The 22,951-nt window shown below is 69.2% G+C and carries 23 protein-coding genes and 1 pseudogene; 14 read left to right on the top strand and 10 right to left on the bottom strand.

The window, feature by feature from the left end; genetic code table 11:
• The first annotated feature begins 21 nt into the window (after nt 1–21).
• Nucleotides 22–621 (top strand): helix-turn-helix domain-containing protein, encoded by a 600-nt coding sequence (locus AB0I43_RS39100; protein ID WP_356980440.1) that lies wholly within the window; start codon nt 22–24, stop codon nt 619–621.
• A 14-nt stretch (nt 622–635) separates the two neighbouring features.
• Nucleotides 636–2,317, top strand: a pseudogene (gene kstD, locus AB0I43_RS39095) (3-oxosteroid 1-dehydrogenase).
• Nucleotides 2,318–2,380: 63 nt separating this feature from the next.
• Here the strand turns inward: kstD and AB0I43_RS39090 are convergent.
• From AB0I43_RS39090 to AB0I43_RS39070, 5 genes are all read right to left on the bottom strand, one after another.
• The gene (locus AB0I43_RS39090) at nt 2,381–3,118 is read right to left on the bottom strand and encodes a hypothetical protein (RefSeq protein ID WP_356980438.1); all 738 of its coding nucleotides are present in this window, start codon (nt 3,116–3,118) and stop codon (nt 2,381–2,383) included.
• A gap of 3 nt (nt 3,119–3,121) precedes the next feature.
• Nucleotides 3,122–3,673, bottom strand: coding sequence for a hypothetical protein (locus AB0I43_RS39085; protein ID WP_356980436.1), 552 nt, complete (start codon nt 3,671–3,673; stop codon nt 3,122–3,124).
• Between the two features lie 131 nt (nt 3,674–3,804).
• Nucleotides 3,805–4,044: a hypothetical protein gene (locus tag AB0I43_RS39080; protein ID WP_356980434.1), complete on the bottom strand. Its 240-nt coding sequence runs from the start codon at nt 4,042–4,044 to the stop codon at nt 3,805–3,807.
• Between the two features lie 106 nt (nt 4,045–4,150).
• Nucleotides 4,151–4,477: a hypothetical protein gene (locus AB0I43_RS39075; RefSeq protein WP_356980432.1), complete on the bottom strand. Its 327-nt coding sequence runs from the start codon at nt 4,475–4,477 to the stop codon at nt 4,151–4,153.
• Nucleotides 4,478–4,549: 72 nt separating this feature from the next.
• Nucleotides 4,550–5,011, bottom strand: a complete 462-nt coding sequence (locus AB0I43_RS39070) for a MarR family winged helix-turn-helix transcriptional regulator (RefSeq protein ID WP_356980430.1) — start codon at nt 5,009–5,011, stop codon at nt 4,550–4,552.
• A 72-nt stretch (nt 5,012–5,083) separates the two neighbouring features.
• Here AB0I43_RS39070 and AB0I43_RS39065 point away from each other — a divergent pair, with 72 nt between their 5' ends.
• The 7 genes from AB0I43_RS39065 to AB0I43_RS39035 all read left to right on the top strand — a co-directional run bounded on the left by AB0I43_RS39065 (nt 5,084) and on the right by AB0I43_RS39035 (nt 11,461).
• Entirely contained in the window at nt 5,084–6,520 is a 1,437-nt protein-coding gene (locus tag AB0I43_RS39065; RefSeq protein ID WP_356980429.1) for an MFS transporter, read from the top strand.
• Nucleotides 6,521–6,583: 63 nt separating this feature from the next.
• Nucleotides 6,584–7,180, top strand: coding sequence for a CHAP domain-containing protein (locus AB0I43_RS39060; RefSeq protein WP_356980428.1), 597 nt, complete (start codon nt 6,584–6,586; stop codon nt 7,178–7,180).
• A gap of 248 nt (nt 7,181–7,428) precedes the next feature.
• Nucleotides 7,429–8,634: a hypothetical protein gene (locus AB0I43_RS39055; protein ID WP_356980426.1), complete on the top strand. Its 1,206-nt coding sequence runs from the start codon at nt 7,429–7,431 to the stop codon at nt 8,632–8,634.
• 136 nt (nt 8,635–8,770) lie between these two features.
• Nucleotides 8,771–9,466 carry a DUF1906 domain-containing protein gene (locus tag AB0I43_RS39050; RefSeq protein ID WP_356980424.1) on the top strand — a complete coding sequence of 232 codons (696 nt, stop codon included), beginning with the start codon at nt 8,771–8,773 and terminating at the stop codon, nt 9,464–9,466.
• A 33-nt stretch (nt 9,467–9,499) separates the two neighbouring features.
• Nucleotides 9,500–10,201 (top strand): TetR/AcrR family transcriptional regulator, encoded by a 702-nt coding sequence (locus AB0I43_RS39045; RefSeq protein WP_356980423.1) that lies wholly within the window; start codon nt 9,500–9,502, stop codon nt 10,199–10,201.
• A gap of 127 nt (nt 10,202–10,328) precedes the next feature.
• Entirely contained in the window at nt 10,329–11,294 is a 966-nt protein-coding gene (locus AB0I43_RS39040) for a diiron oxygenase (RefSeq protein WP_356980422.1), read from the top strand.
• A gap of 5 nt (nt 11,295–11,299) precedes the next feature.
• Nucleotides 11,300–11,461 (top strand): hypothetical protein, encoded by a 162-nt coding sequence (locus AB0I43_RS39035; protein ID WP_356980420.1) that lies wholly within the window; start codon nt 11,300–11,302, stop codon nt 11,459–11,461.
• Nucleotides 11,462–11,501: 40 nt separating this feature from the next.
• On the opposite strand, the gene AB0I43_RS39030 is transcribed toward AB0I43_RS39035, so the two are convergent.
• From AB0I43_RS39030 to AB0I43_RS39020, 3 genes are all read right to left on the bottom strand, one after another.
• Nucleotides 11,502–12,860 carry a hypothetical protein gene (locus AB0I43_RS39030; protein ID WP_357433888.1) on the bottom strand — a complete coding sequence of 453 codons (1,359 nt, stop codon included), beginning with the start codon at nt 12,858–12,860 and terminating at the stop codon, nt 11,502–11,504.
• Nucleotides 12,861–13,081: 221 nt separating this feature from the next.
• Complete coding sequence (locus AB0I43_RS39025; protein ID WP_356980416.1) at nt 13,082–13,438, bottom strand: hypothetical protein; 357 nt, start codon at nt 13,436–13,438, stop codon at nt 13,082–13,084.
• Nucleotides 13,439–13,550: 112 nt separating this feature from the next.
• The gene (locus AB0I43_RS39020) at nt 13,551–14,339 is read right to left on the bottom strand and encodes a hypothetical protein (protein WP_356980414.1); all 789 of its coding nucleotides are present in this window, start codon (nt 14,337–14,339) and stop codon (nt 13,551–13,553) included.
• Between the two features lie 384 nt (nt 14,340–14,723).
• Here AB0I43_RS39020 and AB0I43_RS39015 point away from each other — a divergent pair, with 384 nt between their 5' ends.
• Entirely contained in the window at nt 14,724–15,962 is a 1,239-nt protein-coding gene (locus AB0I43_RS39015) for a mannosyltransferase (RefSeq protein ID WP_356980412.1), read from the top strand.
• On the opposite strand, the gene AB0I43_RS39010 is transcribed toward AB0I43_RS39015, so the two are convergent.
• Together AB0I43_RS39010 and AB0I43_RS39005 are read right to left on the bottom strand one after the other, a co-directional pair.
• Entirely contained in the window at nt 15,901–16,197 is a 297-nt protein-coding gene (locus AB0I43_RS39010; RefSeq protein WP_356980410.1) for a 4a-hydroxytetrahydrobiopterin dehydratase, read from the bottom strand. The genes AB0I43_RS39015 and AB0I43_RS39010 overlap by 62 nt on opposite strands.
• Nucleotides 16,198–16,265: 68 nt before the next feature.
• Nucleotides 16,266–16,442, bottom strand: a complete 177-nt coding sequence (locus AB0I43_RS39005; RefSeq protein ID WP_356980408.1) for a hypothetical protein — start codon at nt 16,440–16,442, stop codon at nt 16,266–16,268.
• 150 nt (nt 16,443–16,592) lie between these two features.
• Here AB0I43_RS39005 and typA point away from each other — a divergent pair, with 150 nt between their 5' ends.
• The 4 genes from typA (at nt 16,593) to AB0I43_RS38985 (ending at nt 22,853) form a co-directional block, all read left to right on the top strand.
• Nucleotides 16,593–18,494 (top strand): translational GTPase TypA, encoded by a 1,902-nt coding sequence (gene typA, locus AB0I43_RS39000; protein WP_356980406.1) that lies wholly within the window; start codon nt 16,593–16,595, stop codon nt 18,492–18,494.
• Nucleotides 18,495–18,644: 150 nt separating this feature from the next.
• The gene (locus tag AB0I43_RS38995) at nt 18,645–20,378 is read left to right on the top strand and encodes an ABC transporter family substrate-binding protein (RefSeq protein ID WP_356980548.1); all 1,734 of its coding nucleotides are present in this window, start codon (nt 18,645–18,647) and stop codon (nt 20,376–20,378) included.
• Nucleotides 20,360–21,241, top strand: a complete 882-nt coding sequence (gene mshB / locus AB0I43_RS38990) for an N-acetyl-1-D-myo-inositol-2-amino-2-deoxy-alpha-D-glucopyranoside deacetylase (protein WP_356980404.1) — start codon at nt 20,360–20,362, stop codon at nt 21,239–21,241. Before AB0I43_RS38995 ends, mshB begins: the two co-directional genes overlap by 19 nt.
• Before the next feature lie 121 nt (nt 21,242–21,362).
• Complete coding sequence (locus AB0I43_RS38985; protein ID WP_356980402.1) at nt 21,363–22,853, top strand: amino acid permease; 1,491 nt, start codon at nt 21,363–21,365, stop codon at nt 22,851–22,853.
• The last annotated feature ends 98 nt before the right edge of the window (nt 22,854–22,951 follow it).

Below are 22,951 nucleotides of genomic sequence, written 5' to 3'. Positions count from 1 at the left end.
TACATGGAGATACTCTCATCCATGGCCACGGAATCGATATCCCTGCGGGAACGGCAGCGGCGGCAGCTGCGCGCCGAGATCCAGCGCGCCGCGTTCGAGCTGTTCGCGCGCGACGGATTCGACGCGGTCACCACCGAGCAGATCGCGGCCGCGGCGCAGATCTCGCCCAGCACCTACTTCCGGCACGTGCGCAACAAGGAAGATCTGCTGCTGGACCCGGTGCGCGAGGGCGGCGCGGGCATCGCCGCGCTGCTCGAACAGCGCCCGGCCACCGAGGCGGCGGATGTCGCGCTCGCGCAGGCGATCCTGACCCGTTCCACAACGCTGGCGCACGCCGAGCTGGCCCAGTGGCGGGCCGCGTTCCGCAGTGCTCCGCACCTGCTCGACCGGGTGGCGCTGGTGCCGCCGGAGCACCGCGCCCGGCTGATCGAGCTGGTGGCGCAGCGGATGCCGGCCGATCCCCGGACCGACGCGAAGCCGGGGTTGCTGGTGCACCTCATGCTGGCGGCCGCCGAGTTCGGTTATTTGCAGTGGCTGCGCGGCACGGACAACACGGCGGCGTCGCTGCCGGTATGCATCGAAGCGGCGCAAGCCGCGGTGCTCGATCAGCGCTGGCGCTGAGCCCGACCGAAGGAATGAACATGCAGGACACCGCCGTCGTCGACCTCGTGGTGGTCGGGTCGGGAGCCGCCGGAATGGCGGCCGCGCTCACCGCCGCGCACCACGGGCTCAGCACCCTGATCCTGGAGAAGGCCGCGCACTGGGGCGGCTCGTCCGCGCGCTCCGGCGGCGGGGTGTGGATCCCCGGCAACGCCGTGCTGCGCGCGCAGGCGCCCGCCGACGACATCGAGGCCGCGCGAACCTATCTCACCGACATCGTGGGCGCGCCGTCGCCGCGCATCGATGCCTACCTCGATCGCGGCCCGGAGGTCTTCGACTTCCTGACGCGGCACACACCCTTGGAGATGCGCTGGGTCCCCGGCTATTCCGACTACTACCCCGAGGCTCCCGGCGGTCGGTCGCACGGGCGCTCGGTGGAACCGAGACCGTTCGACGCGCGCCGGCTGGGGCCGGAACTGGCCACGCTGAAACCGGATTACGCGGCCGGACCCAAGAATTTCGTGCTCACCCAGGCCGATTTCCGGCAACTGCACCTCGGGCTGCGCAATCCGCGGTTCCTGCCCCGGGCGATCGCGATCGGCGCTCGGTGGGCGACGGCTCAGCTGCTGCGCCGGCATCTGCTGACCCGCGGGCAGGCCCTGATGGCGATGCTGCGGGCCGGACTGCTGGCGGCCGAGGTGCCCTGTGGCTGGACAGTCCGCTGGTGTCGCTGTGCGAGGACGCGGGGCGGATCACCGGCGTCGTGGTCCGGCGCGACGGCGAGGAGCGGCGCGTGCACGCCCGCCGCGGCGTACTGCTCGCGGCCGGCGGGTTCGAGCACAACGCGGAGATGCGCCGGCGGTATCAGCGCGCGCCGATCGGCACCGACTGGACCGTCGGCGCGCGGGCGAACACCGGTGACGGCATCCGCGCGGGCCAAGCTGTCAGCGCGGCCGTAGATTTCATGGCCGACGCCTGGTGGGGACCGTCGATCCCGCTGCCCCGGGTGCCCTGGTTCTGCCTCGCCGAGCGCAACCTGCCCGGCAGCCTCATCGTCAACGACCGCGGCGAGCGCTTCATGAACGAATCCCTGCCGTATGTCGAGGCCACGCACCGGATGTACGGGGGCGAGTTCGGGCAGGGCGACGGGCCGGGCGAAAACCTGCCCGCCTGGCTGGTTTTCGATCAGCGGTACCGCAACCGGTACTCGTTCGCGGGCCTGACACCGCGCCAGGCGATACCCGGGCGCTGGCTGAAGACGGGTGCGGTGACGCGCGCGGACTCCCTGACCGAACTCGCGAGCCGAATCGGGGTGCCGCCTGCGCGGCTCGAAGCCACGGTCGCGCGGTTCAACACCTTCGCGCGGGCCGGAAAAGACGAGGACTTCGGGCGCGGCGAGAGTGCCTACGATCGCTACTACGGCGATCCGCGCCAGCGCCCGAACCCGAACCTCGGCGCGCTCGAGGTCGGCCCCTTCTACGCCGCGCGGATGGTGCCCGGTGATCTCGGCACCAAGGGCGGCCTGGTCACCGACGAGGCCGGGCGGGTGCAGCGTGCCGACGGCAGCGTCATCGAAGGGCTCTATGCGGCAGGCAATGTCAGCTCGCCGGTGATGGGTCACACGTATGCCGGTCCCGGCGCGACCATCGGGCCCGCGCTGGTGTTCGGCTATCTGGCGGCGCTGGACGCCGCGGGCCGGGCCCCGGTGGCGCCGTAAGGTCCGGCGCATTACACAGCCGCACCCCCTGCGAGCGCAGGGGGTGCGGCGGTACGGGTCTGTCTACGCCCCGGTGGACAGCAGCTGGTTGAAGAACGAACGGTAGCCGCGGAGCGCGTTGCGCAGATCCTCGGTGTCCGCGTTGTCGCCCCACGCGTGCTGGAGCGACTGCTTGCGCTCGGCATAGGTGGCGGCCAGGTGATCGATGGCCTCGGCGACCAGTTCGTCGGCCTTGGTGACCGCGTCCTGCGGGTTGTCGACGAAATTGCCCTGGAGTTCGCGCCATTGGGTGCGTAGGCGCTCGAGCTCGTCGTCGGCGAACAGCGGGCCGCTCAGGTCGCTGTCGGTCGTGGCGACCGGCGCCTTGGCGGGCTCGGCGACGGGCTCCGCCGGGACGGCCGGGGATTCCAGGGTTTCCGCGTCCGGTGCGTAGCGCGGGTGCTCGGTCGCCTCCGACTCGCGCACCTGCTGTTCGTGCTCGTCCAGCCGCGCCTCGGTGGCCGCGACCGAATCGTGGGCCGGGGACCGCTCGGCGGCGGCCCACTCGTCGGCGGGCTCGGTGCGCTCGGTCTCGGTGCGCTCCGCGTGGGACCAGCCGTTCGGGTCCTCGGCGGGCAGGGGTTGATCCTCCTCCGCGTCGTGCGGTCGCGCGTAGGCCGGATCCTCCACGGAGTCGTGGGTTCTGCCGTAGGTCGAATCGTCCACGGATTCTTCGATATTCGGGTCGCGCCGCGCGTCGTCGTGCACCGTCCCGTCGTCGGAATCCTTCATCTTTTCCGCGGAAACATGTTCGGTAGCCATGACTTACTTGTCCTTCACGTGGTGGGAATTGCCGTTCATCAGGTCTTGAAAGAGTTCGCGGTAATGCACGATCGCGGTGCGCATCTCCTCGGTGGAGGCGCCGTCGTCCTTACGGGTGGCGATCTCGTGTGCGGTCCGGTAATGGCCCAGCGTATTGGCGTGCTCGACCGACAGATCCGCGATCTGCTGGTCGTATCCCTCGGTGGGGTAGCCGCGCTCGGCCATGATGGTGGTCACCAGTTGATCGGCGGCGACCACGGCTTCGGCCGGATGGTCGACGAACTGCTCCTGGACCCCGGCCCATTCCGTCAGGTACTGCTCTTTGCGCTCCTGGGGGAGTTCGCGCAGATCCAATTCGGCGTGCCGGCGTTCGCGTTCCGCCAGTTCGCGTTCGGCGGCCTTGCGGTCCTCGGTTTCCTGAAGGGTCCGGTCGTATTCGGGCCCGAATTTCTCCCGCAGACGCCGCCTGCGCAGCATCGGCCAGACCAGCAGGCCCAGCACCGCGAGGACGACTATCACCGCGATAATCACCAATACCAACATTCCGGACGACACCGCATTCTCCTTCGACGAGCGTCTGTTGTTCCGGTAGTGCCTCGGGAACGGCGACTCAAACGTCGGTGATCACGCTGCGGTGCGGCAAAATTCGGCCTCGTTCCGGGCGAGGCCGTGCGATGGTCGGTCAGCTACCGGCTGGCGAGCCGCTGGATGCGTTCGCGCACCCCGGCCTCGTCGACCCCGAGCCGCGCGCAGGCGCCGGCCAGGTCGACGGCCGGAAATGCCTGTGGCGCACGGTCACACGCGTCGACGACGGCGACCGGTCGGCCGGAGCTGGTCAGGATGACGCGCTGCTGCCGGCTCGCGTCGATCAGCCAGTCGACCCCGTGCAGGGCGGCGGTGGCGACCGGAATTCGTAATGGGCCCATGGCGTTCAGTGAACCCGACAAACGCGCCCGGCACACGCCGAACCCGGGATTAGGTGCGGATGAGGCTGGGGGTGCGGATGTCAATCCAGCTGGGGCACTGGAGGACTCAGTGCCAGGTACGTTGCCAGCGCCGCTTGGCCCAGCGCCGTGCGCGGCGGCTGACCAGCAGCACGGGTAAGAGCAGGACACCGCCCAGCAACATGCCGAGTAGGAGCAGCCCGGCGAGTAGTTCGCCGAGAGCTTGCAGAGCGGCCGGGACCACGCACAGCGCGGCCGCGATCGCGAGCACGACCGCCGCGGTGGCGTGGCCGGAGTCGGCGAGGATGGCGGCCGAGGTACCGAGCCCCGCGGCGATCACCAGACCTAGCACGCCGATCAGATAATTGTCCCAGGAAAGCCAGGTAGACGGTTCGGTACTGCGGTGCTGTCCCACCGTCGCGAGCCTAATGAAATCGCGTGCGGACACAACGTGTTCGTGCCGATTGTCCGCATCGATGTCCTCCCCCTAGGGACGCGGCCAGGGGTTGTTCTCCTTCTCCTCGATCGAGGCGTTGAACCGTGCGACGAGTTTGCTCAGCTGGGCGACATCGGCCTCGTCCCAGTCGGCGACGACGGAGCCGATGCCCTCCCGGCTCTGCGCGCGGTCGTGCGCGAGCTCGGCCAGGCCCTCGGTGCTGGCGCGGATCTTGCGGGCGATGCCGCCCTCGGGGTCCGGAACCCGTTCCACCAAGCCCAGTTTCAGCATCGAGCCCACTTGACGGTTGATGGTGGAGATGTCGAGCCGGAACGCCTCGGACAGTTCCCGCAGACTCAGCGGTCCGTCGAGCTCGAGCCGGATCAGCAGGAGATAGGCCGAGCGGTCCAGCCGGAAACCCGGCCGGCGTAGCACGGCGGTGGGGAAGTGCCGGGAGAGCAGGGTTATCTCGTAGACCAGGCGCGGCAGCGCCTCGGGACGCTCTTCGGACATGGCATCACTATGTCGGCCGGGTCACTCCGGAGCAAATTGTGCACCGTACACACGATGTGTACCGTGCACATAATGACCATCGCCGAATCCAGCGCGGACACCACCGATTCGAGTTCCGGCACCCGCCGGCCCACACCCGCCGTGCTGATCGCCACCCTCGGCATGGTCGGCGTCGTCGTCTCGCTGATGCAGACCCTGGTCATCCCGATCATTCCCGCGCTGCCCACCCTGCTGAGCACCTCGGCCGCCAACGCGTCCTGGGTCATCACCGCGACCTTGCTGGCGGGTGCGGTGTTCACCCCGATCAGCGGCCGCCTCGGCGACATGTTCGGCAAGCGCCGTGTGTTGTTCGTGAACCTGCTGGCGCTGATCGCGGGCTCGGTGGTGTGCGCGAGCTTCTCCTCGCTGCTGCCCGAGATCATCGGCCGCTCGCTCCAGGGCGCCGCGGTCGGCGCGATCCCGCTGGGCATCAGCATCATGCGCGACGAACTGCCGGCCGAGCGGGTGGGCTCGGCGATGGCGATCATGAGCGCGACGCTGGGCGTCGGCGGCGCGATCGGCCTGCCGGTCGCGGCCGCCATCGCGCAGAACGCCGACTGGCACATGCTGTTCTGGACCGCCGCCGGCATGGGCGTGCTGTGCGCGATCCTGGTCTTCGTCTTCGTCCCGGAATCGCCGGTCCGCACCCCGGCCCGCTTCGATTTCGGTGGCGCGGTCGGCCTTTCGGTGGCGCTGCTGGCCCTGCTGGTCGCGATCACCAAGGGCGCGGACTGGGGCTGGGCCAGCGGCTCGATCCTGTCGCTGTTCGCCGTCGCGGTGGTGGTCTTCCTCGGCTGGGGCTACTACGAGCTGCGCCAGGCGTCGCCGCTGGTCGACCTCCGGGTCTCGGCGCGGCCGCGGGTGCTGTTCACCAACGTCGCCTCGATCGCGGTCGGCTTCGCGCTCTACGGCATGTCGCTGACCTTCCCGCAGCTGCTGATGGCGCCGGAGGCGACCGGCTACGGCTTCGGGCTGTCCATGGTGAACGCGGGTCTGGTGATGGCGCCCACCGGTCTGGTGATGATGCTGCTGTCGCCGGTCTCCGCGCGGCTCTCGGCGGCGCGCGGACCGAAGGTCACCCTGATGCTCGGCTCGGCCGTGATCGCGGTCGGCTACCTGCTCGCGGTGGTCATGATGGACAGCGTCTGGCAGATCATGCTGGCCTCGGTGATCTGCGCGGGCGGTGTGGGCCTGGCCTACGCGGCGATGCCCGCGCTGATCATGGGCGCGGTGCCGATCACCGAAACCGCCGCGGCCAACGGCCTCAACTCGCTGATGCGCTCGATCGGCACCTCCACCTCCTCGGCGGTGATGAGCGTCGTGCTGGCGCACATGACCGTTCAGCTCGGCTCGCACCTGCTGCCCTCGCGCGAGGCCTTCCACACCACGTTCTTCATCGCGATGGCCGCGGCCGTCGTGGCGATCGCGCTGACCGCGTGCATTCCGATGGGCAAGAAGACCGCCGCCTGAGCGGGAACTGTCCGGCCGCCCCGTTCGTCTACAGGTCAGGAGCTGACCGAAGGGGGCCGGGGGATGAACACGCGGAAGATCAGCCGGTGGGCGGGACCGGCCGTGCTGGTGACGGCGCTTGCCGTCGCCGCCGTGCTGGGAGTGCGCCTGTGGCAGCAGCATTCCGGCGAGTCCGCGGTCGTGGGGGAGAATCTCACCGAGTTCCCGGCGATCGACAGCGCGGGCCTGAGCGCCGATCAGGCCCGGCTGGTCGCGGTGCTGCGGCAGGAGTTCCGCGCGCCCGGCGCGGGGACGAAATACGCCGAGGGCCAGGTCGAGCCGTGGTGCGCCGATTTCGTCAGCTGGACCATGCGGGCGGCCGGTCTGCCGTTGGTCAACCCCCACTCCGGATCGTGGCGCATCCCTGGCGTCTACACCTTGCAGGAGTACTACCAGGGCACCGGGCGGTTCACCGGCCTGGCGGGCTACCGGCCGCGCACGGGTGATGTGCTGTTCTACAGCGATCGCAGCCCGTTCACCCAGCACACCCACTTCGTGCTGGACTACGCCGACGGCGTCGTCACCACCCTGGGCGGCAACGAATTCGACGATGTCCGGATCAGCCGATTCACGCTCGCGGAGGTACCCGGCATAGTCGGCTTAGGCAGATTGCACAACTGATCCGCCCGGCGCTGTGACATTTTCTGGCATTGTGCTCGATTTCTCGGCGCGCGAACAATCGGCGAGTCCGCGCCCGCGCCTTACCATGGAGTAGGCAGCGCCCGGCAGCGCTGCCGATCAGGGGCCCTGTCCTGCTACCCCCTCATCAGCAGGACAGGGATCCCGCCTGTTACGGGCGGCGCAAACAGTGCGACACCTCGCTCGCGTAGCGTGTCCGGTGTCCGTCTTCAGGTAAGGGTTCCGGAACATTGCAGCCGATCGACGCTACGAGTAGCGATCCCCTCTGGATCGACTACGCCGAATTCGGAGAACAGTTCGTCGCCCAGGCGGTGACGCGGGAACGCATCGTGGCCGCGGTGGCCGGAATGGCCGGCCGGGGCATGACGATGGGCCCCTACTCGCTGGGGCCCGCCGGGCTGGCCGGCTTCGTCGCCGAGGGCCGCGTCGGCGAACCCACTGTGCTGCGCCAGGATCCGCACGTCGTCTACCAGGTGACGGTGCCGCTGTCGCTGGCGGTGAAGGTCCTGCTGGGCGGGCAGAAGCTGCGGCTGGCCGCCGTCGTCGAGATCGACCTGGCCCTGCACGCGCGCACCGCCGACCCGCTGCTGATCGTCATCGACATCCCGCCGATCACCGCGCGCGACGTCAGTTTCGTGCTGCGCGCCCAGGCCATCGCCGCGTCCTGGGAGTGGCTGCTCGGGCCGCTGGCCGGGGTGGTGCAGAACGAGGTGGCCAAGCGCGTGAACGCGATCCTGTCCGAGCCGGCGGCCCGGCGCGGGCGGATCTTCGACGTCGAGGCCATCGTCGGCGGCACGCCGTCCCGGCATCGCGGCCGGACCGAGTTCGAGTGGATCGACTACGGCGAGTTCGGGCACCGCTTCTTCGAACGCATCGTCACCCGGGATCGGGTGCACGAGGTGGTGCGGCGGATGGCGGGCCGGCCGATCGAGGTCGGGCCGCTGCGGACCGGGCCCGGCAAGAAGGCCACGGTGCTGGTGCAGGGCTCGATCCTGGAACCGGAGCTGACCGAGCGCGCCGCCGAGCAGGTGTCCTTCGATCTGTTGCTGCCGGTGAGCCTGGACATCACCGTCGACGTGCTCAAGTCGAACCGCTACCGCGCCGATGTCCGGATCCCGCTGGTGCTGACCGCGCGCGCCGCCGACCCGCTGGCGATCGTCATCGATGTCGACCCGCTCGCCGTCGAGGACATCCAGCTGGAGTACAAGGCCGAGGGCATGCGCGCCGCCACGCTCGGCGCGCTGGCCGGGATCAAGAAACAGGTGGTAGCCCAGGTCGCGAGCGTGGTCCGCAAGGAACTCGCCGACGCTTCGAGCCGGACAATCGACGTCGCCGGGCGGATCGGCGGCACCAGGACCCCGGCCGTGACCGGTGGGACTCGTGTGATGAGTGAGTCCGATGGGTCTGGCGGTTCTTCTGTGAATATGGTGAAATAAGTACACGTTCGAGGCTCCCGGCGCGCGGCTGCAGGAATGTAGCCACCTTGGGGAAGGTGCGCCGGGCACGCTGCCCATAAAGGTGCGCAATTTCCACTCCGCGCATCCCAGCGGTTTGTGCGAAGGAGTCTGCGTAATGGAGCTGTCCCGGCGTTCCCTTTTCACCTGTGCTGCCGCGGCGGCCGCCGTCGGCCTGGCCGCACCCCGAGTTTCCGCCGAACCGCTCGGCACCCTGCTCGATTACGCGGGCGGCGTCCCCTCCGCCGACGCGATTCTGGCCGCCGGGCATCTCGGCGCCATCCGCTATGTCTCCGATCGCCGGCCCGGCGCGGAATGGATGGCCGGGAAACCACTGCTGGCCGCGGAGGCCACGGCGCTGCGCGCGGCGGGGCTGACGATCGTCTCCTGCTACCAATTCGGTAAGGGGCCGACCGCCGACTGGCGCGGCGGATTCGAGGCCGGGCAGCGGCACGCCGAGCGCGGGCGGCAATTGCATCTGGAAGCCGACGGGCCCGAAGACCGGCCCATCTACACCTCGATCGACGACAATCCCAGTCGCGAGGAATTCGACACGATGGTGCGCCCGTATCTGGAGGGCTGGGAATCGGTCGCCGGGCACGAGTACACCGGGGTGTACGCCAACGCGCCCACCATCGACTGGGCGCTGGAGTCCGGCCTGGGTTCCTATTTCTGGCAGCACAATTGGGGCACGCCGCAGGGATATGTGCACCCCGCCGCGAATCTGCACCAGTTCGAAATCGACAAGCGCGCCGTCGACGGAATCGGCGTCGATCTGAACCACATTCTGACCGAGTACTACGGACAGTGGTGAACCCGTCAGCCGCGAGATGGAATGCTGTGGGGCATGGTGGCGCGGCGCGACGAGGGTTCCGGTGGGCGTTGGGGTGAACACAACGCCGAGCGGCGCCGCGCGATCATGGACGCCCTGGTCGAGCTGATCGAGGAGGCCGAGCCGGGCGCGGAGATCTCGTTGCAGGAGATCGCCGACCGGGCGGGGCTCAAACGGTCGGTGATCTACCGCCATTTCGCCGATCGCGCCGAGCTCGATGCCCGCACGCGCGAGTACCTGGTCGAGTCCTACATCGGCACGCTCATGCCGACGCTCGAGCTCGAGGACTCGGTGCGGGAGACGGTCTATCGCGCGGTGCACACCTATGTGACGCTGGTGGCCGCGCACCCGCGGCTGCACCGCTGGGTCGAGCAGGGGCCCGGTAGTCACGACCCGTCCGGTGTGGTCGTGGTGGCCGGGACGAAAGAGGCTGTCGCACAGCGTATCTCCGCGCTGTTCACGCCCGCGGCGGCGCTGTTCGGGCAGGCCGATCCCGCGATCGATCTGGCGGCCTTCGCCGTCGTGTCGACGGTCGACGGCACGGTGACGCGCTGGCTGCGCACGCGGCCGGACGGCTGGGACGCGGACCAGGTGAGCCGGGCGCTGACCGATTCGCTGGTGATGCTGCTGGAGGGGCATGCCCGCAATCGCGGCATCGCCGTCGACGCGGACCTGCCGATCGGTGAGCTGCTGGCCCAGGCCGCGGATCGCTCCTGAACCACCATTTTCCTGAGCGCGACAGATTGTCGCGGTCAGCCCTTGCCTGCGTCCAGCGTCCGGCGGTACCGTTTACCGCATTGACCGCGACACCGTGTCGCGGTCATTGCTGGAGGAGGCGGGAACCATGCCCGAGGCACTGCACGACGAGTACACCGAGAAGCTGGCGACCCTGTCCTACGGCTCGGTGCACCGGCGCTTCGATCCATATCTCGACATCACCTGGGACGACCCGGATTACGCGGTCCGCCGCGACGACGACCGCTGGATCATGCCCGCCGCCGACCCGTTCGGCGCGCACCCCTGGTATCAGGCGCTGCCGCGGGAACGGCAGATCGAGATCGGCATGTGGCGGCAGGCCAATATCGCCAAGGTCGGCCTGCAATTCGAGAACATCCTGATCCGCGGGCTCATGCAGTACGTGTTCAGCCTGCCCAACGGATCACCCGAATTCCGGTACTGCACCCACGAATCCATCGAGGAGTGCAACCACACCATGATGTTCCAGGAGGTGGTCAACCGGATCGGCCTGGACGTGCCCGGCATGCGCCCCTGGGTGCGCGTGGTGGCCCCGCTGGTGCCGTTCCTGGCGAACCTCTTCCCGGAATGGTTCTTCGTCATGGTGCTGGCCGGCGAGGAGCCGATCGACCACGGCCAGAAGACGCTGCTGCGCTCGGGTGCGGCCGCCCATCCCATGATCGAGCGGGTGATGGCGATCCACGTGGCCGAGGAGGCGCGCCACATCAGCTTCGCGCACGGCTACCTGGAGCAGGCGGTGCCGCGGATGGGCCGTTTCAAGAAGTTCGTGCTGTCGCTGGTCTTCGCGCCGACCATGCGCATCATCTGCGATCTGATCGCGGTGCCCACCGGCGAGTTCCGCCGCGACTGCGCGGTGCCGCAGTCGGTGATCGACGAGGTCTTCTGGCGCAGTCCCGAATCGCGCCGCGTGCTCCAGAGCTTCTTCGCCGACGTCCGCATGCTCGCCACCGACCTCGGCCTGCTCAACCCGGTCGCCCGCGTGCTGTGGAAGATCTGCCGGATCGACGGCTCGGCCTCGCGCTACCGCAGCGAGCCCGCGCGCTCGGGCCGGTGACCCCGATGCTCGAACTGAGTTGGGTGCTGCTGCCACTGGGCATCGTGCTCGCGCTGCGCGCCGCGTCCGCTCTGGGCGGCGGCACCGATCTGGATTACCGCCGCTACGAGGAACGCGCGGCGTACCGGGACCGCGAGAAGCGCCGGACGGTTCCCGCCGACCGCTGAGCACCGTGCGGCCCGCACGCCGGCGTGCGGGCCGGGTGCTTCACTCGGCGGCGAACGCCAGCAGCTCGCGCCGCAATCCGGCGTCGGGCTCCCGCTCGGCCGCCGTGGCGATCCAGGCTCGGGCCTCGGGTGGGCGGTGCTCCGGCGGCCACGCCCCCAGCACCCCGAGGGCCGCCCGGCGGCAGCGGATGACGCGGTTGGCCAAGGCGACCGGGAGCAGGGCGAGGCCGACACCGGGGTAGTCGCCCAGCGGCCGGACGACGAATTCCAAAGCCATATCGAGGGCGAACCGGCGGCCGAGGCCGAGGGATTCGGTGGGACCCGAGGCCAGATCGGCCAGCGGCAGAACAGTTTCCGCGAGCGCTACGACCTGTCCGACGGTCGTCGCGTCGGCCTCGTCCATGGCCCACTGCCAGATGAAAGCGTCGGCCCGGCCGGTGCGCAGGCGGTCCAGGGCGATGGCGAAGACGTCCAGGCCGAGCCGGCTCGCACAGGAGAGCGCGGTGTGGAAGTGGCCCCGATGTTCCGGCGTATCCCGCGTGAGCTCGTCCAGCAGGAACTCGCGCCAGCGCGGGCGGCTGAGCAGCGCGTCGTAGCACGCCGCCAGCCGAGCGGGTTCGCCGTCGGGCCACTCGAAACCCGCCTCGTCGCACAGGTCTCGCAAGGCCTGCGCGGCGCAGAGCCGCCCGAGCGTGGGCGCGGCCTGGTCGAGAAGTTCGGCGTAGCGGTGCATGACGGGTACGGCGTCGTCGTAGGAGCGCATGTCCGCCGTCGGACCACGCAGGTTGGCCAGGGCCAGCAGGATGCCGGTCGCGCCGTTCAGCAGCGTCTCGTCGACGTCGTCCGCGTGCAGAGCCTCGTACAGGCCGCCGGTGGTGGCGGCGAGGTAGGCGAGGTACTCGTCGAGCACCCCGTTGCGGAAACCCTCGCGCAGCAACCAGGCCTTGATCTCCGGATCGGTACAGGCCCGCAGTCGTTCGACGGCGTGGATCCGGCCCCAACCGTCGACGCGACGCGCCAGTTCGAACACCGCGCGCTGGGGTTCGGGATGGATCTCGAGCAGCGCCACGACGGCGAAGAGCGTGAATTCCTCCAGACCGCCCAGCAATTGGAGCAACTCGGTGTCGCGCTCGTCGCCGCTGATGCCGAGCAGGACGATGCCGAGTTTGGCGACTTCCCGCCGGGTGGCCTGTTCGGCGACGAATCTGGCCGCGGCGCGGAGCTTGTCCCGGGGCACCGGCCGGGAGCGCAGTTCCAGCACCAGATCATCGGCGACGCGCACTGCCGTGAGGTCGGCGAAAACGGTGAGCAACCGGGCGGGGTCGTCCAGGTGGATGAGCACCTGGTCGGCGAGTGCGGCCGCGGACCGCGGCGCGGGGCGGACGTGGTGCGTACTCACCCCATCGAAAACCACACTGGGCAACAGGGTTTCGCCGGGAGATTCGTCCGGAAGCGGATAGCCGTCACGGGGCCAGGGGCCGGGACCGTGCAGGGCGGCGAGAGACAAGGCATGGGCCACGAACGTGGCCTCGGGGCTCAACGGCCCGGGCGCAGGACGCCCTTTCCATCAGTACTGATCATGGACACGAGGATGCCACCCCGTTCGCCCGCGCACAACCGTCAGGTCTGGCTGTGGCTCAGTGGGGTGACCCGCAGGTCCGGTTCGTCGTCCGGGACCACGCGCAGGGTCGGGCGGGAGTCGGGGGCGTGGTGGTCGGCGCGCCAGGAGAACATCGACCACCGGGACAGCCCCGAGAACGCCGAGCCGAGGCTGGCGAAGGAGGCGGTGGACAGGGCCGAGCCGAACGATCCCGCCGAACCGATGGACAGCACCGAGCCGACGCTGCCGATCGAGAGGATCGAATAGGCCGAACCGATGGACAGGATGGAGCCTTCGGACCGGATCGACAGGATCGACCGGTGCGATCGCCGGCTCCGGATGCAATGACCGGGACGCGCTGGTTCGTCAGTCGCCATGAGTCGGGTCTACCACAGTGCGGCGGGCCGCACGCGCTAACGCCGCGGTCCGGAAAAGGCGAAACCCGGCGGTCCGTGGACCGCCGGGTTCCGGCACATCTCGGGCTATCGCTCAGGCGACGTTGAAGAAGCCGAGCATCGGCAGGAAGGTGCAGGTGCGGGGCTCGGCGTCGGCGGCCTTGGTGGTCAGCGAACCGCCCACCACGGCGACGACGCGACCGGAACCGGTGTCGGCGATGGCCGACAGGGTGGCCGGGCCGTCCGGGTTGATCTTGGCGTCGTCGGTCAGGTTCTGCACGCCGGACTTGCCGGTGTTCAGGTTGAGCCACTGCACGGTCATCGGCGGGTTCTGTTCGGCCGTCGGCGACTTGGTGCCGAGCGCGGTGAACACGAAACCGGTCTGACCGGCCTTCGGGCCGGGCGGGGGCAGCTGGGCCGGGCCGGGCACCGCGAGCGTGGTGCCCACCGAGTCGGCGGAGGCGCTGATGCAGCCCTTGCCGATGCTCGGGTACAGGAACTGCGCGATCACCGGGCCGTCCTCGGGCAGGGTCGGGCCACCGCCGCCGCTGCCGTCGAGGAATGTGATGACGCGTTCCAGAGTGGCCTTGATCTGCGGCGGCAGGTTCAGCGTGGCCAGCAGCGCCCGGGCCTGCGCGAGGATGGCGGCCTGCGGGCCGCCCTCGGCAATGTCCTTGGCGGGGCTGGAGATCGCGCCGACGATGGCGGGGGCCAGGGCGATCAGGCCATCGACCGGCACACCCTCGGGCACGATCGGGATGTCGTTCGAAACCGCGGTGGACGCGGGCGCCGGGGCCGCAATGGCGGTGGGCGCAGCGAGTGAAGCACTCGCGGCCAGGGCGAGAGCGGTCAATGCGATCCGCGATCCTCGGTTGCGAAGCACTGTCTAGCCGTCCTTACCTTCGGGGTACATCTAGGGCGATGGGGTGAAAACCCATCGTTTCGGGGTCACTCTAGGGACAAGGTCACCGAGTTGTACAGCTGCGGTGTCCCAACGATGCGCTGTGGACGAACAGTGTGGTCAGAACCTAGCGCGATCTGGTGTTACAGGAGTGAAGTGTGATGCAGATGTTATCAGCAATTACGCCCCGGCAAGATCTTTGCCAAGCAGCGCCATAGGGCCCTGATGAGTGGTCCTACCGGGGCGTCCGCCTTGTGGGCCGACACGCTGCGGTTAATGTAGTCGGAGTTTTCAGACCCTGCCGCCGAACGCCCGAACACTCCGCGGGACGCACCATCCTCCCGCACCGACTCGAAAGCCTGTGAAGTGACCTCAGAGAGCGTTCGGGCCGCCACTCGCCGCCTGCGCTGGGCGGTGCTGGCGCTCGGCCTGTCCATACTGGCGCGGCTGCTGTGGATGCTGCTGTCGGAGAACGGGATGAACCTCGTCGACTTGCACGTCTACGTGGACGGGTCGGCCTCGCTGCTCACCGACAGGCTCTACGACTACACCTACTCGGAGAAGACTCCGGATTTCCCGCTGCCGTTCACCTATCCGCCGTTCGCGGCGCTGGTGTTCTATCCGCTGCACTTCCTGCCGTTCACGGTGATCGCGATCGGCTGGCTGCTGGCCACGGTGGGCGCGCTCTACGCCATCGTGCGAATCAGCCTGGAGCTCTTGCTCGGTGCGGACCGGATGCGCGAAAACGGTTGGCAGGCCGTGGCGGTCGGGTGGACCGCGGTGGGTGTGTGGATGGAGCCGGTGCGCACCACCATCGACTACGGCCAGGTGAACGTCTTCCTGGTGCTGGGCGCGATGCTGGCGGCACGTAGTTCGCGCTGGTGGGTCTCCGGTGGCCTGGTCGGCATCATCGCCGGCATCAAGCTGACCCCGGCGATCACCGGGTTGTATCTGGTGGCGCGGCGGCGCTGGGGCGCGGCGCTGTGGTCGGCGGTGGTGTTCGGGCTGACGGTCGGGATCAGCTTCCTGATCAATCGGCACGAGGCCGAGCGCTACTTCGGCACGCTGCTCGGCGACGCCGACCGGATCGGCCCGGTGGGCTCGGTGTGGAACCAGTCGATGCGCGGCGCACTGAGCCGGATCGTCGGCTACGACGTGCAGACCGGCCCCTGGTATCTGGCCGGCGTGCTGGTGATCGCGGTCCTCGGCTTCTGGGCCTGGCGCACGCTGGGCCCGGACGACCGGCTGGGCACGCTGATCCTGGTGCAGCTGTTCGGGCTGATGATCTCGCCGATCTCCTGGTCGCACCATTTCGTCTGGCTGCTGCCGGTGGTGCTGTGGCTGCTCTACGGCCCGCTGCGGCAGGCGCGGGGCGCGCGGGTGCTGGCCGGGTTCTGGCTGCTGGTCACACTGATCGGCGTGCCGTGGGTGCTCTCGTTCGCGCAGCCCTCGATCTGGGACGTGTCGCGGCCGGGCTGGCTGGCCTGGCTCGGCGCGGTGGACCTGTTCGGCGTGCTGGCGCTGTTCGTCTGGGTGATCTGGGTCAGTCGGACGTCGCGGCCAGCCGATCGATCTCCCGAGCCAGCGTCACATCCAGGGCGGTGAGTCCGCCCGCGTCGTGCGTGGACAGGGCGAAGGTGATCTTGCGCCAGCGGATGTCGATATCGGGGTGATGGTTCATCGACTCAGCGATCTCGGCGACCTGGCGGACCAGTTCGATGCCGGCCGGGAAGGTGGCGGCCTCGACGGTGCGGGTGATCGTGTCCCCGGATCGGGTCCAGCCCGTCAAGCCGGCCAGCGCGTCGGAGAGTTCGGCGTCGGAAAGCAGTGGGGTGCTCATGCCCCGGTTCTACCCCGCGCGGGCGGGAATGCACATGATTTCGCGGGGGGATTCCGGAGACGGCGCGGTCAGGCCGCGCGCGCCAGCTTCAGGGCCTTCTTCAGGTCTTTACCGCAGCAACCTGCGGCTTCGGCCTTCTTCATCCGCATGATGACGACAGGGCATTTCACGCAGCGCGTCTTCTTACGGCAGCATTTCTTCTTGGGTTTCAACTTGGAAACCTTCTTGGCTTTCACCTTGCCCACATTGGTTAGCGTACCCTAAGTCTGGGTGCGGACGCGGAGGGGACAGGGGAATGCCGGTAAGGTATCACCTGGCCGCGAGCCCAGGTGCGTTTTTCTGAGCCACCTGATTGCAGGGCCGGCCGACCTAAACCAACAGCAGGAGGATTCAGCGTGTCGTCTGCGCGCGATTTTCGCAACGTCGCCATCGTGGCCCACGTCGACCACGGCAAGACGACGCTGGTCGACGCCATGCTGCGGCAGTCCGGGGCGTTCGCCGAACGGGCCGAACTCGTCGACCGTGTCATGGACTCCGGTGATCTGGAGCGCGAGAAGGGCATCACCATTCTCGCCAAGAACACCGCGGTGCACCGGCACCACCCCGACGGCTCCGTGACCGTCATCAACGTCATCGATACCCCCGGCCACGCCGACTTCGGCGGCGAGGTCGAGCGCGGCCTGTCCATGGTCGACGGCGTCGTGCTGCTCGTCGACGCCTCCGAGGGCCCGCTGCCGCAGACCCGCTTCGTGCTGCGCAAGGCGCTCTCGGCGAAGCTGCCGGTGATCCTGGTCGTGAACAAGACCGACCGCCCCGACGCCCGGATCGAAGAGGTCGTCGAGGAGAGCCACGACCTGCTGCTCGACCTGGCCTCCGACCTCGACGACGAGGCCGCCGAAGCCGCCGAGCTGGCGCTGGACCTGCCGGTCCTCTACGCCTCGGGCCGCGAGGGCAAGGCTTCCAAGGAGCGCCCGGAGAACGGTTCCGCGCCCGACGCCGAGAACCTCGACGCGCTGTTCGACGTGCTGCTCAACAACATCCCCGCCCCCAAGGGCGACGTCACCAAGCCGCTGCAGGCGCACGTCACCAACCTCGACGCCTCGCCCTTCCTGGGTCGCCTGGGCCTGGTGCGCATCCACAACGGCGAGCTGCGCAAGGGCCAGAACGTGGCCTGGATGCACGCCGACGGCGTCAAGAACGTCAAGATCACCGAACTGCTGCAGACCGTCGGCGTCGAGCGTCAGCCGGGCGAGGTGGCCGTGGCCGGTGACATCGTCGCCATCGCGGGCATCGAGGACATCATGATCGGCGACACCCTCGCCGACGTGGAGAACCCGGTCGCGCTGCCGCGCATCACCGTCGACGAGCCCGCCATCTCGGTGACGATCGGCACCAACACCTCGCCGCTGGTCGGCCGGGTGCAGGGCCACAAGCTGACCGCCCGCATGGTGAAGTCGCGCCTGGATCAGGAACTGGTCGGCAACGTCTCGCTGCGCGTGCTCGACATCGGCCGCCCCGACGCCTGGGAGGTGCAGGGCCGCGGTGAGCTGGCGCTGGCCATCCTGGTCGAGCAGATGCGCCGCGAGGGCTTCGAGCTCACCGTCGGCAAGCCGCAGGTGGTCACCAAGCAGGTCGACGGCAAGGTGCACGAGCCGTTCGAAGAGCTGACCATCGACTGCCCCGAGGAGCACCTCGGCGGCATCACCCAGCTGATGGCCGCCCGCAAGGGCAAGATGGTGCAGATGAACAACCACGCCGCCGGTTGGGTGCGGATGGAGTTCATCGTTCCCTCGCGCGGCCTGATCGGTTTCCGCACGCTGTTCCTCACCGAGACCCGCGGCACCGGCATCGCCAACGCCGTGTTCCACGGCTACGCGCCGTGGGCCGGTGAGATCCGCGCCCGCCACACCGGTGCGCTGGTGTCCGACCGCGCCGGCTCGGTCACCCCGTTCGCGATGATCCAGCTCGCCGACCGCGGCCAGTTCTTCGTCGAGCCGGGCGCCGAGACCTACGAGGGCCACGTCGTCGGCATCAACCCGCGCGCCGAGGATCTCGACATCAACGTCACCCGCGAGAAGAAGCTGACCAACATGCGCAGCTCCACCGCCGACGTGATGGAGACCCTGGCCAAGCCGCTGCAGCTCGATCTCGAAGGCGCGATGGAGTTCTGCTCCGACGACGAGTGCGTCGAGGTGACCCCGGAGATCGTGCGTGTGCGCAAGGTCACCCTGGGCGCCACCGAGCGCGGCCGGGAACTGTCGCGTCGCAAGGCCCGCGACCGCGCCGCCGCGCAGTAGTCACGCGGGGCGCGAGTTTTCTCCGGATTCCACGAGGGTGCCCGTCCGCGCGACCGCGCGGACGGGCACGTTCGCATCGATGGCTGCGACGGCGAGCGAGGTAGAGTGCGGCGTGTGAGCACGGGGGTCAGGCGCGCCAGGGTGCGCGCGATGGCGGTCATGGTGGCGGCATCGGTGTCGGTGCTCGCCGGTTGCACGGCGAATCCGCCGCCGCCGATCGAGAGCACCGACAGCCCGAAGACGACCCCGGCCAAGCCGGGCAAGAACACCGTCGTGGTGGCCATCGACGACATCGGCATCGGGTTCAATCCGCACCTGCGTTCCGATCAGTCGCCCGCCACCGCCGCGGTGAGTTCGATGGTGCTGCCCAGCCCGTTCCGCCCGGTGCCGAACCCCGCCGCGACCGGCGCCACCGAGTGGGTCGCCGACACCGCGCTGGTGACCTCCGCCGAGGTGACCGCGCAGGAGCCGTTCACCATCACCTACGCGCTGCGCAACCAGGCGAACTGGTCCGACGGCGCGCCCATCGCCGCCGAGGACTTCCGGTTCCTGTGGCAGCAGATGATCACCCAGCCCGGTGTCGTCGACCCGGCGGGCTACCGGCTCATCTCCGACGTCGAATCCGCCGACGGCGGCAAGACCGTCAAGGTGACGATGACCCAGGCCTATCCGGCCTGGCGCGAACTGTTCACCAACCTGCTGCCCTCGCATCTGCTCAAGGACTCCCCGGGCGGTTTCACCAACGGCCTGGTGGAACGAATCCAGGTCTCGGGCGGCAACTTCCGGATCAAGTCGGTGGACCGCGGGCGCGACGAAATCCTGCTGGAACGCAACGACCGCTACTGGGGCACCCCGGCCGCGCCGGACCAGATCCTGTTGCGGCGCGGGGGCACTCCGGCGCAGCTGGCCGATTCGCTGCGCACCGGCGACGCGCAGATGACGCTGGTGCACGGCGGCGTCGCGACCCAGGCGCAACTGGCGGCGATCCCCTCGGTGCGGACCGCGATCATGGCGCAGTCGCGGCAGTTGCAGCTGGTGCTCAACGGCCGCGGCACCGGCGATCTCAGCGATGTCCGGATCCGCCGCGGTGTCCTCGCCCTGCTCGATCCGTCGCTGCTGGCCACCGTCGGCGCGCAGACCGGCGGCTGGGTGGACCCGGTGCGCGCGCAGATCCTGAGCCCGTCCGACCCGGGTTACGCGCCGACCGCGCCGCCTCGCCCGTCGGCGGAGGAGGCCTTCGGGTTGCTCGCCGAGGCCGGGTACACGCGGGCGGCGGAGACGCCACCCACGAACTCGCCGACCTCGCCCGCGCCGCAGCCCCGCCAGCTGACCAAGAACGGGAAGGCCCTGGCCATCCGGATCGGCGCGGTGACCGGCGACGCCACCGCGCTCGCGGTGGCCAACACCGCCGCCGACCAATTGCGCAGCGCCGGTATCGATGCCACCGTGCGCAGCCTGGCCGCGGACGCGCTCTACGGTAAGGAACTGGTCGAGGGCGGCGTGGACGCGATCGTCGGCTGGGCCGTGGCCGGTTCGGATCCGGCCACCGTGCTCGCCTCCCGCTACGGGTGCCTGCCCGCGCCGGACACCGGCTCCGACGCCACCGCGCCCGTGCTCGAGGCGATGCGCCGGGCGCCGAGCAATCTGTCCGGTGTGTGCGATCCGGTCCTGCAGGGGTCGATCGATGCCGCGCTGCGCGGCGTCGACGTGCCGCAGGTGCTCGCCGAAGCCGAACCGGCCCTGTGGAATATGGCCACCGTGCTGCCGATCGTGCAGGACAACGTGGTGGCCGCGGCGGGGCCGCGGGTGGATGGCGCGTCGCTGAGCGGCGCCATCCAGGTCGGCATCTTCGGTGACGCGGCGATGTGGCGACGCCTGCCGTGAGCGGTGGCCTGCTGCTGGTGCACGCGCACCCCGACGACGAATCCATCACCACCGGCGGCACGATCGCGCACTATCGCCGGCGCGGTGTCCCGGTCACGGTGGTGACCTGCACCCTCGGCGAGGAGGGGGAGGTGATCGGGGACGAGTACGCGCAGCTCACCGTCGAGCACGCCGATCAGCTCGGCGGGTACCGGATCGCCGAATTGACCAGGGCCCTGGCGGCTCTGGACGCCGGCGCGCCGCGGTTTCTCGGCGGGGCCGGGCGCTGGCGGGATTCCGGGATGGCGGGCACACCGTCCGCCGAAAACCCCAGGGCCTTCGTGAATTCCGGGGCGGCGGCCGAGGCGGCGCTGACCGAGATCGTGCTGGAACTACGGCCCGAGGTGGTCGTCGGCTACGACCCGAAGGGCGGGTACGGTCACCCCGATCACATTAGGGCGCATCGGATTACCAGCGCCGCGGTGCACGCGGCGGCCGAAAAAGGCTGGGACACACCGAAGTTCTACTGGACCGTGACCGACGCCGACATTCTGGAGCTGCACACCACAGCGCTCGCGCGGCGCACGGTCGAGGGGCTGCCCGGGGCGCTGCCGGCCGGGTGGCGACTGCCCGGCGTGGGCGAACTCGCCTGTGTCCCCAGCGCTTCGGTCACCACGACCATAGACGTCTCCGACGTGCTGGCGGCCAAGCGCGCGGCCCTGCGCGCGCACGCCACCCAGGTCACCCTCGCGCCCTCCGGACGCGAATTCGCGCTCTCGAACAACATCGCCCAGCCGGTGCTGCCCGAGGAGCACTACGTGCTCGTGCGCGGCGCGCGGGGGCCGTCGGGGGCGGACGGACGCGAACGCGACCTGTTTGCCTGAATTGCCCGAATCGCGCGCAACTCCCGATAGATACCGTTAGCTGGGCGTCTGCTGAGATACTCTTTGCATTCGGTAAGGTTCGCTCGTTCACACACGTTCGACGCGGAGGAATGCACGTTTCATGACGGCAGTCAGCGACAACGACACGAACCACCTCAGCGTCGAGGATCACGGCTATCACAAGAGCCTCAAGCCGCGACAGCTGCAGATGATCGCGATCGGCGGAGCCATCGGCACCGGCCTGTTCCTGGGCGCGGGCGGCCGGCTCGCCAGCGCCGGACCGGGCCTGTTCCTCGTCTACGGCGTCTGCGGCATCTTCGCCTTCCTCATCCTGCGCGCGCTCGGCGAACTCGTGCTGCACCGGCCCTCGTCGGGATCCTTCGTCTCCTACGCGCGTGAGTTCTTCGGCGAGAAGGCCGCATTCGTGGCCGGCTGGATGTACTTCCTGAACTGGTCCATGACCGGCATCGCCGACACCACCGCGATCGCGCAGTACTTCCACTACTGGGCCGGGTTCTCCCACATCCCGCAGTGGGTGCTGGCGCTGATCGCGCTCGTCATCGTGCTCGGCATCAACCTGGTGTCGGTGAAATGGTTCGGCGAGATGGAGTTCTGGGCCGCGCTGGTCAAGGTGTTCGCCCTGTCGGCGTTCATCATCATCGGCGTGATCTTCCTGCTCGGCCGGTTCACCGTGCAGGGCCAGAGCACCGGGCCCTCGGTGATCACCGAGAACGGCGGGCTCTTCCCGACCGGGCTGCTGCCGCTGGTCGTGGTCACCTCCGGCGTCGTCTTCGCCTACGCCGCCGTCGAACTCGTCGGCACCGCGGCGGGGGAGACGGAGAACCCCGAGAAGATCATGCCGCGCGCCATCAACTCGGTGATCTTCCGGATCGCGATCTTCTACGTCGGCTCGGTGCTGCTGCTCGGCCTGCTGCTGCCCTACACCGCCTACAAGGCCAGCGAGAGCCCCTTCGTCACCTTCTTCTCCGCGCTCGGCGTGCCCGGCATCGGCAGCGTGATGAACCTGGTCGTGCTCACCGCCGCCTTCTCCAGCCTGAACGCCGGGCTGTACTCGACCGGGCGCATCCTGCGCTCGATGTCGATGAACGGCAGCGCCCCGAAGTTCACCGGAGTGATGGGCAATAACGGCGTGCCCTACGGCGGCATCCTGCTCACCAGCGTGGTCGCCCTGTTCGGCATCGCGCTCAACGGCGTGGTGCCCGACGACGCGTTCGAGATCGTGCTGAACCTGGCCTCGCTCGGCATCATCTCCTCCTGGGCCACCATCGTGCTGTGCCAGCTCCAGTTCTTCCGCTGGTCCAAGCAGGGCAAGGTCGAGCGCCCCTCGTTCCGCATGATCGGCGCGCCCTACACCGGCTACGCCACTCTGGTCTTCCTGTTCTTCGTCCTGGTCCTGATGGCCCTGGACCGCCCCGTCGGCACCTGGACCGTCTCCGCCCTCGTCCTGATCATCCCCGCCCTCGTCCTCGGCTGGTTCGCCGCCCGCAAACGCGTCCTCGCCATCGCCGAACAGCGCGAAGGCAACACCGGGCAATTCCCGGTCGTCGCGAACCTTCCCATGGACAAAACCAAGCGCAAGCGCAAACGCTAGCCCCGCGCGATTCGCTTGTGCCCGACCCGCATTCACGCTGAATCGGCGATCTTCGGGGTGCTATCGCGGCCAAGGCGCCGATCTTCGCCATCGACAAC

The sequence above is a fragment of the Nocardia sp. NPDC050435 genome, from assembly GCF_040655395.1.
In the GTDB taxonomy this organism is placed as follows: Bacteria; Actinomycetota; Actinomycetes; order Mycobacteriales; family Mycobacteriaceae; genus Nocardia.
The sequence above is the reverse complement of the archived record's forward strand: the minus strand, read 5'-3'. Positions and strand labels throughout refer to the sequence as shown.

Excerpts from the sequence above, each read along its gene's own strand:
- AB0I43_RS39010 (WP_356980410.1), bottom strand. The coding sequence starts at position 16,197 with ATGAGCACCCCACTGCTTTCCGACGCCGAACTCTCCGACGCGCTGGCC.
- AB0I43_RS38985 (WP_356980402.1), top strand. The coding sequence starts at position 21,363 with ATGACGGCAGTCAGCGACAACGACACGAACCACCTCAGCGTCGAGGAT.
- AB0I43_RS39070 (WP_356980430.1), bottom strand. The coding sequence starts at position 5,011 with ATGTCCGAAGAGCGTCCCGAGGCGCTGCCGCGCCTGGTCTACGAGATA.
- AB0I43_RS39080 (WP_356980434.1), bottom strand. The coding sequence starts at position 4,044 with ATGGGCCCATTACGAATTCCGGTCGCCACCGCCGCCCTGCACGGGGTC.
- AB0I43_RS39050 (WP_356980424.1), top strand. The coding sequence starts at position 8,771 with ATGGAGCTGTCCCGGCGTTCCCTTTTCACCTGTGCTGCCGCGGCGGCC.
- AB0I43_RS39060 (WP_356980428.1), top strand. The coding sequence starts at position 6,584 with ATGAACACGCGGAAGATCAGCCGGTGGGCGGGACCGGCCGTGCTGGTG.
- AB0I43_RS39065 (WP_356980429.1), top strand. The coding sequence starts at position 5,084 with ATGACCATCGCCGAATCCAGCGCGGACACCACCGATTCGAGTTCCGGC.
- AB0I43_RS39040 (WP_356980422.1), top strand. The coding sequence starts at position 10,329 with ATGCCCGAGGCACTGCACGACGAGTACACCGAGAAGCTGGCGACCCTG.
- AB0I43_RS38995 (WP_356980548.1), top strand. The coding sequence starts at position 18,645 with ATGGCGGTCATGGTGGCGGCATCGGTGTCGGTGCTCGCCGGTTGCACG.
- AB0I43_RS39100 (WP_356980440.1), top strand. The coding sequence starts at position 22 with ATGGCCACGGAATCGATATCCCTGCGGGAACGGCAGCGGCGGCAGCTG.
- AB0I43_RS39035 (WP_356980420.1), top strand. The coding sequence starts at position 11,300 with ATGCTCGAACTGAGTTGGGTGCTGCTGCCACTGGGCATCGTGCTCGCG.
- AB0I43_RS39090 (WP_356980438.1), bottom strand. The coding sequence starts at position 3,118 with ATGGCTACCGAACATGTTTCCGCGGAAAAGATGAAGGATTCCGACGAC.
- AB0I43_RS39045 (WP_356980423.1), top strand. The coding sequence starts at position 9,500 with ATGGTGGCGCGGCGCGACGAGGGTTCCGGTGGGCGTTGGGGTGAACAC.
- AB0I43_RS39025 (WP_356980416.1), bottom strand. The coding sequence starts at position 13,438 with ATGGCGACTGACGAACCAGCGCGTCCCGGTCATTGCATCCGGAGCCGG.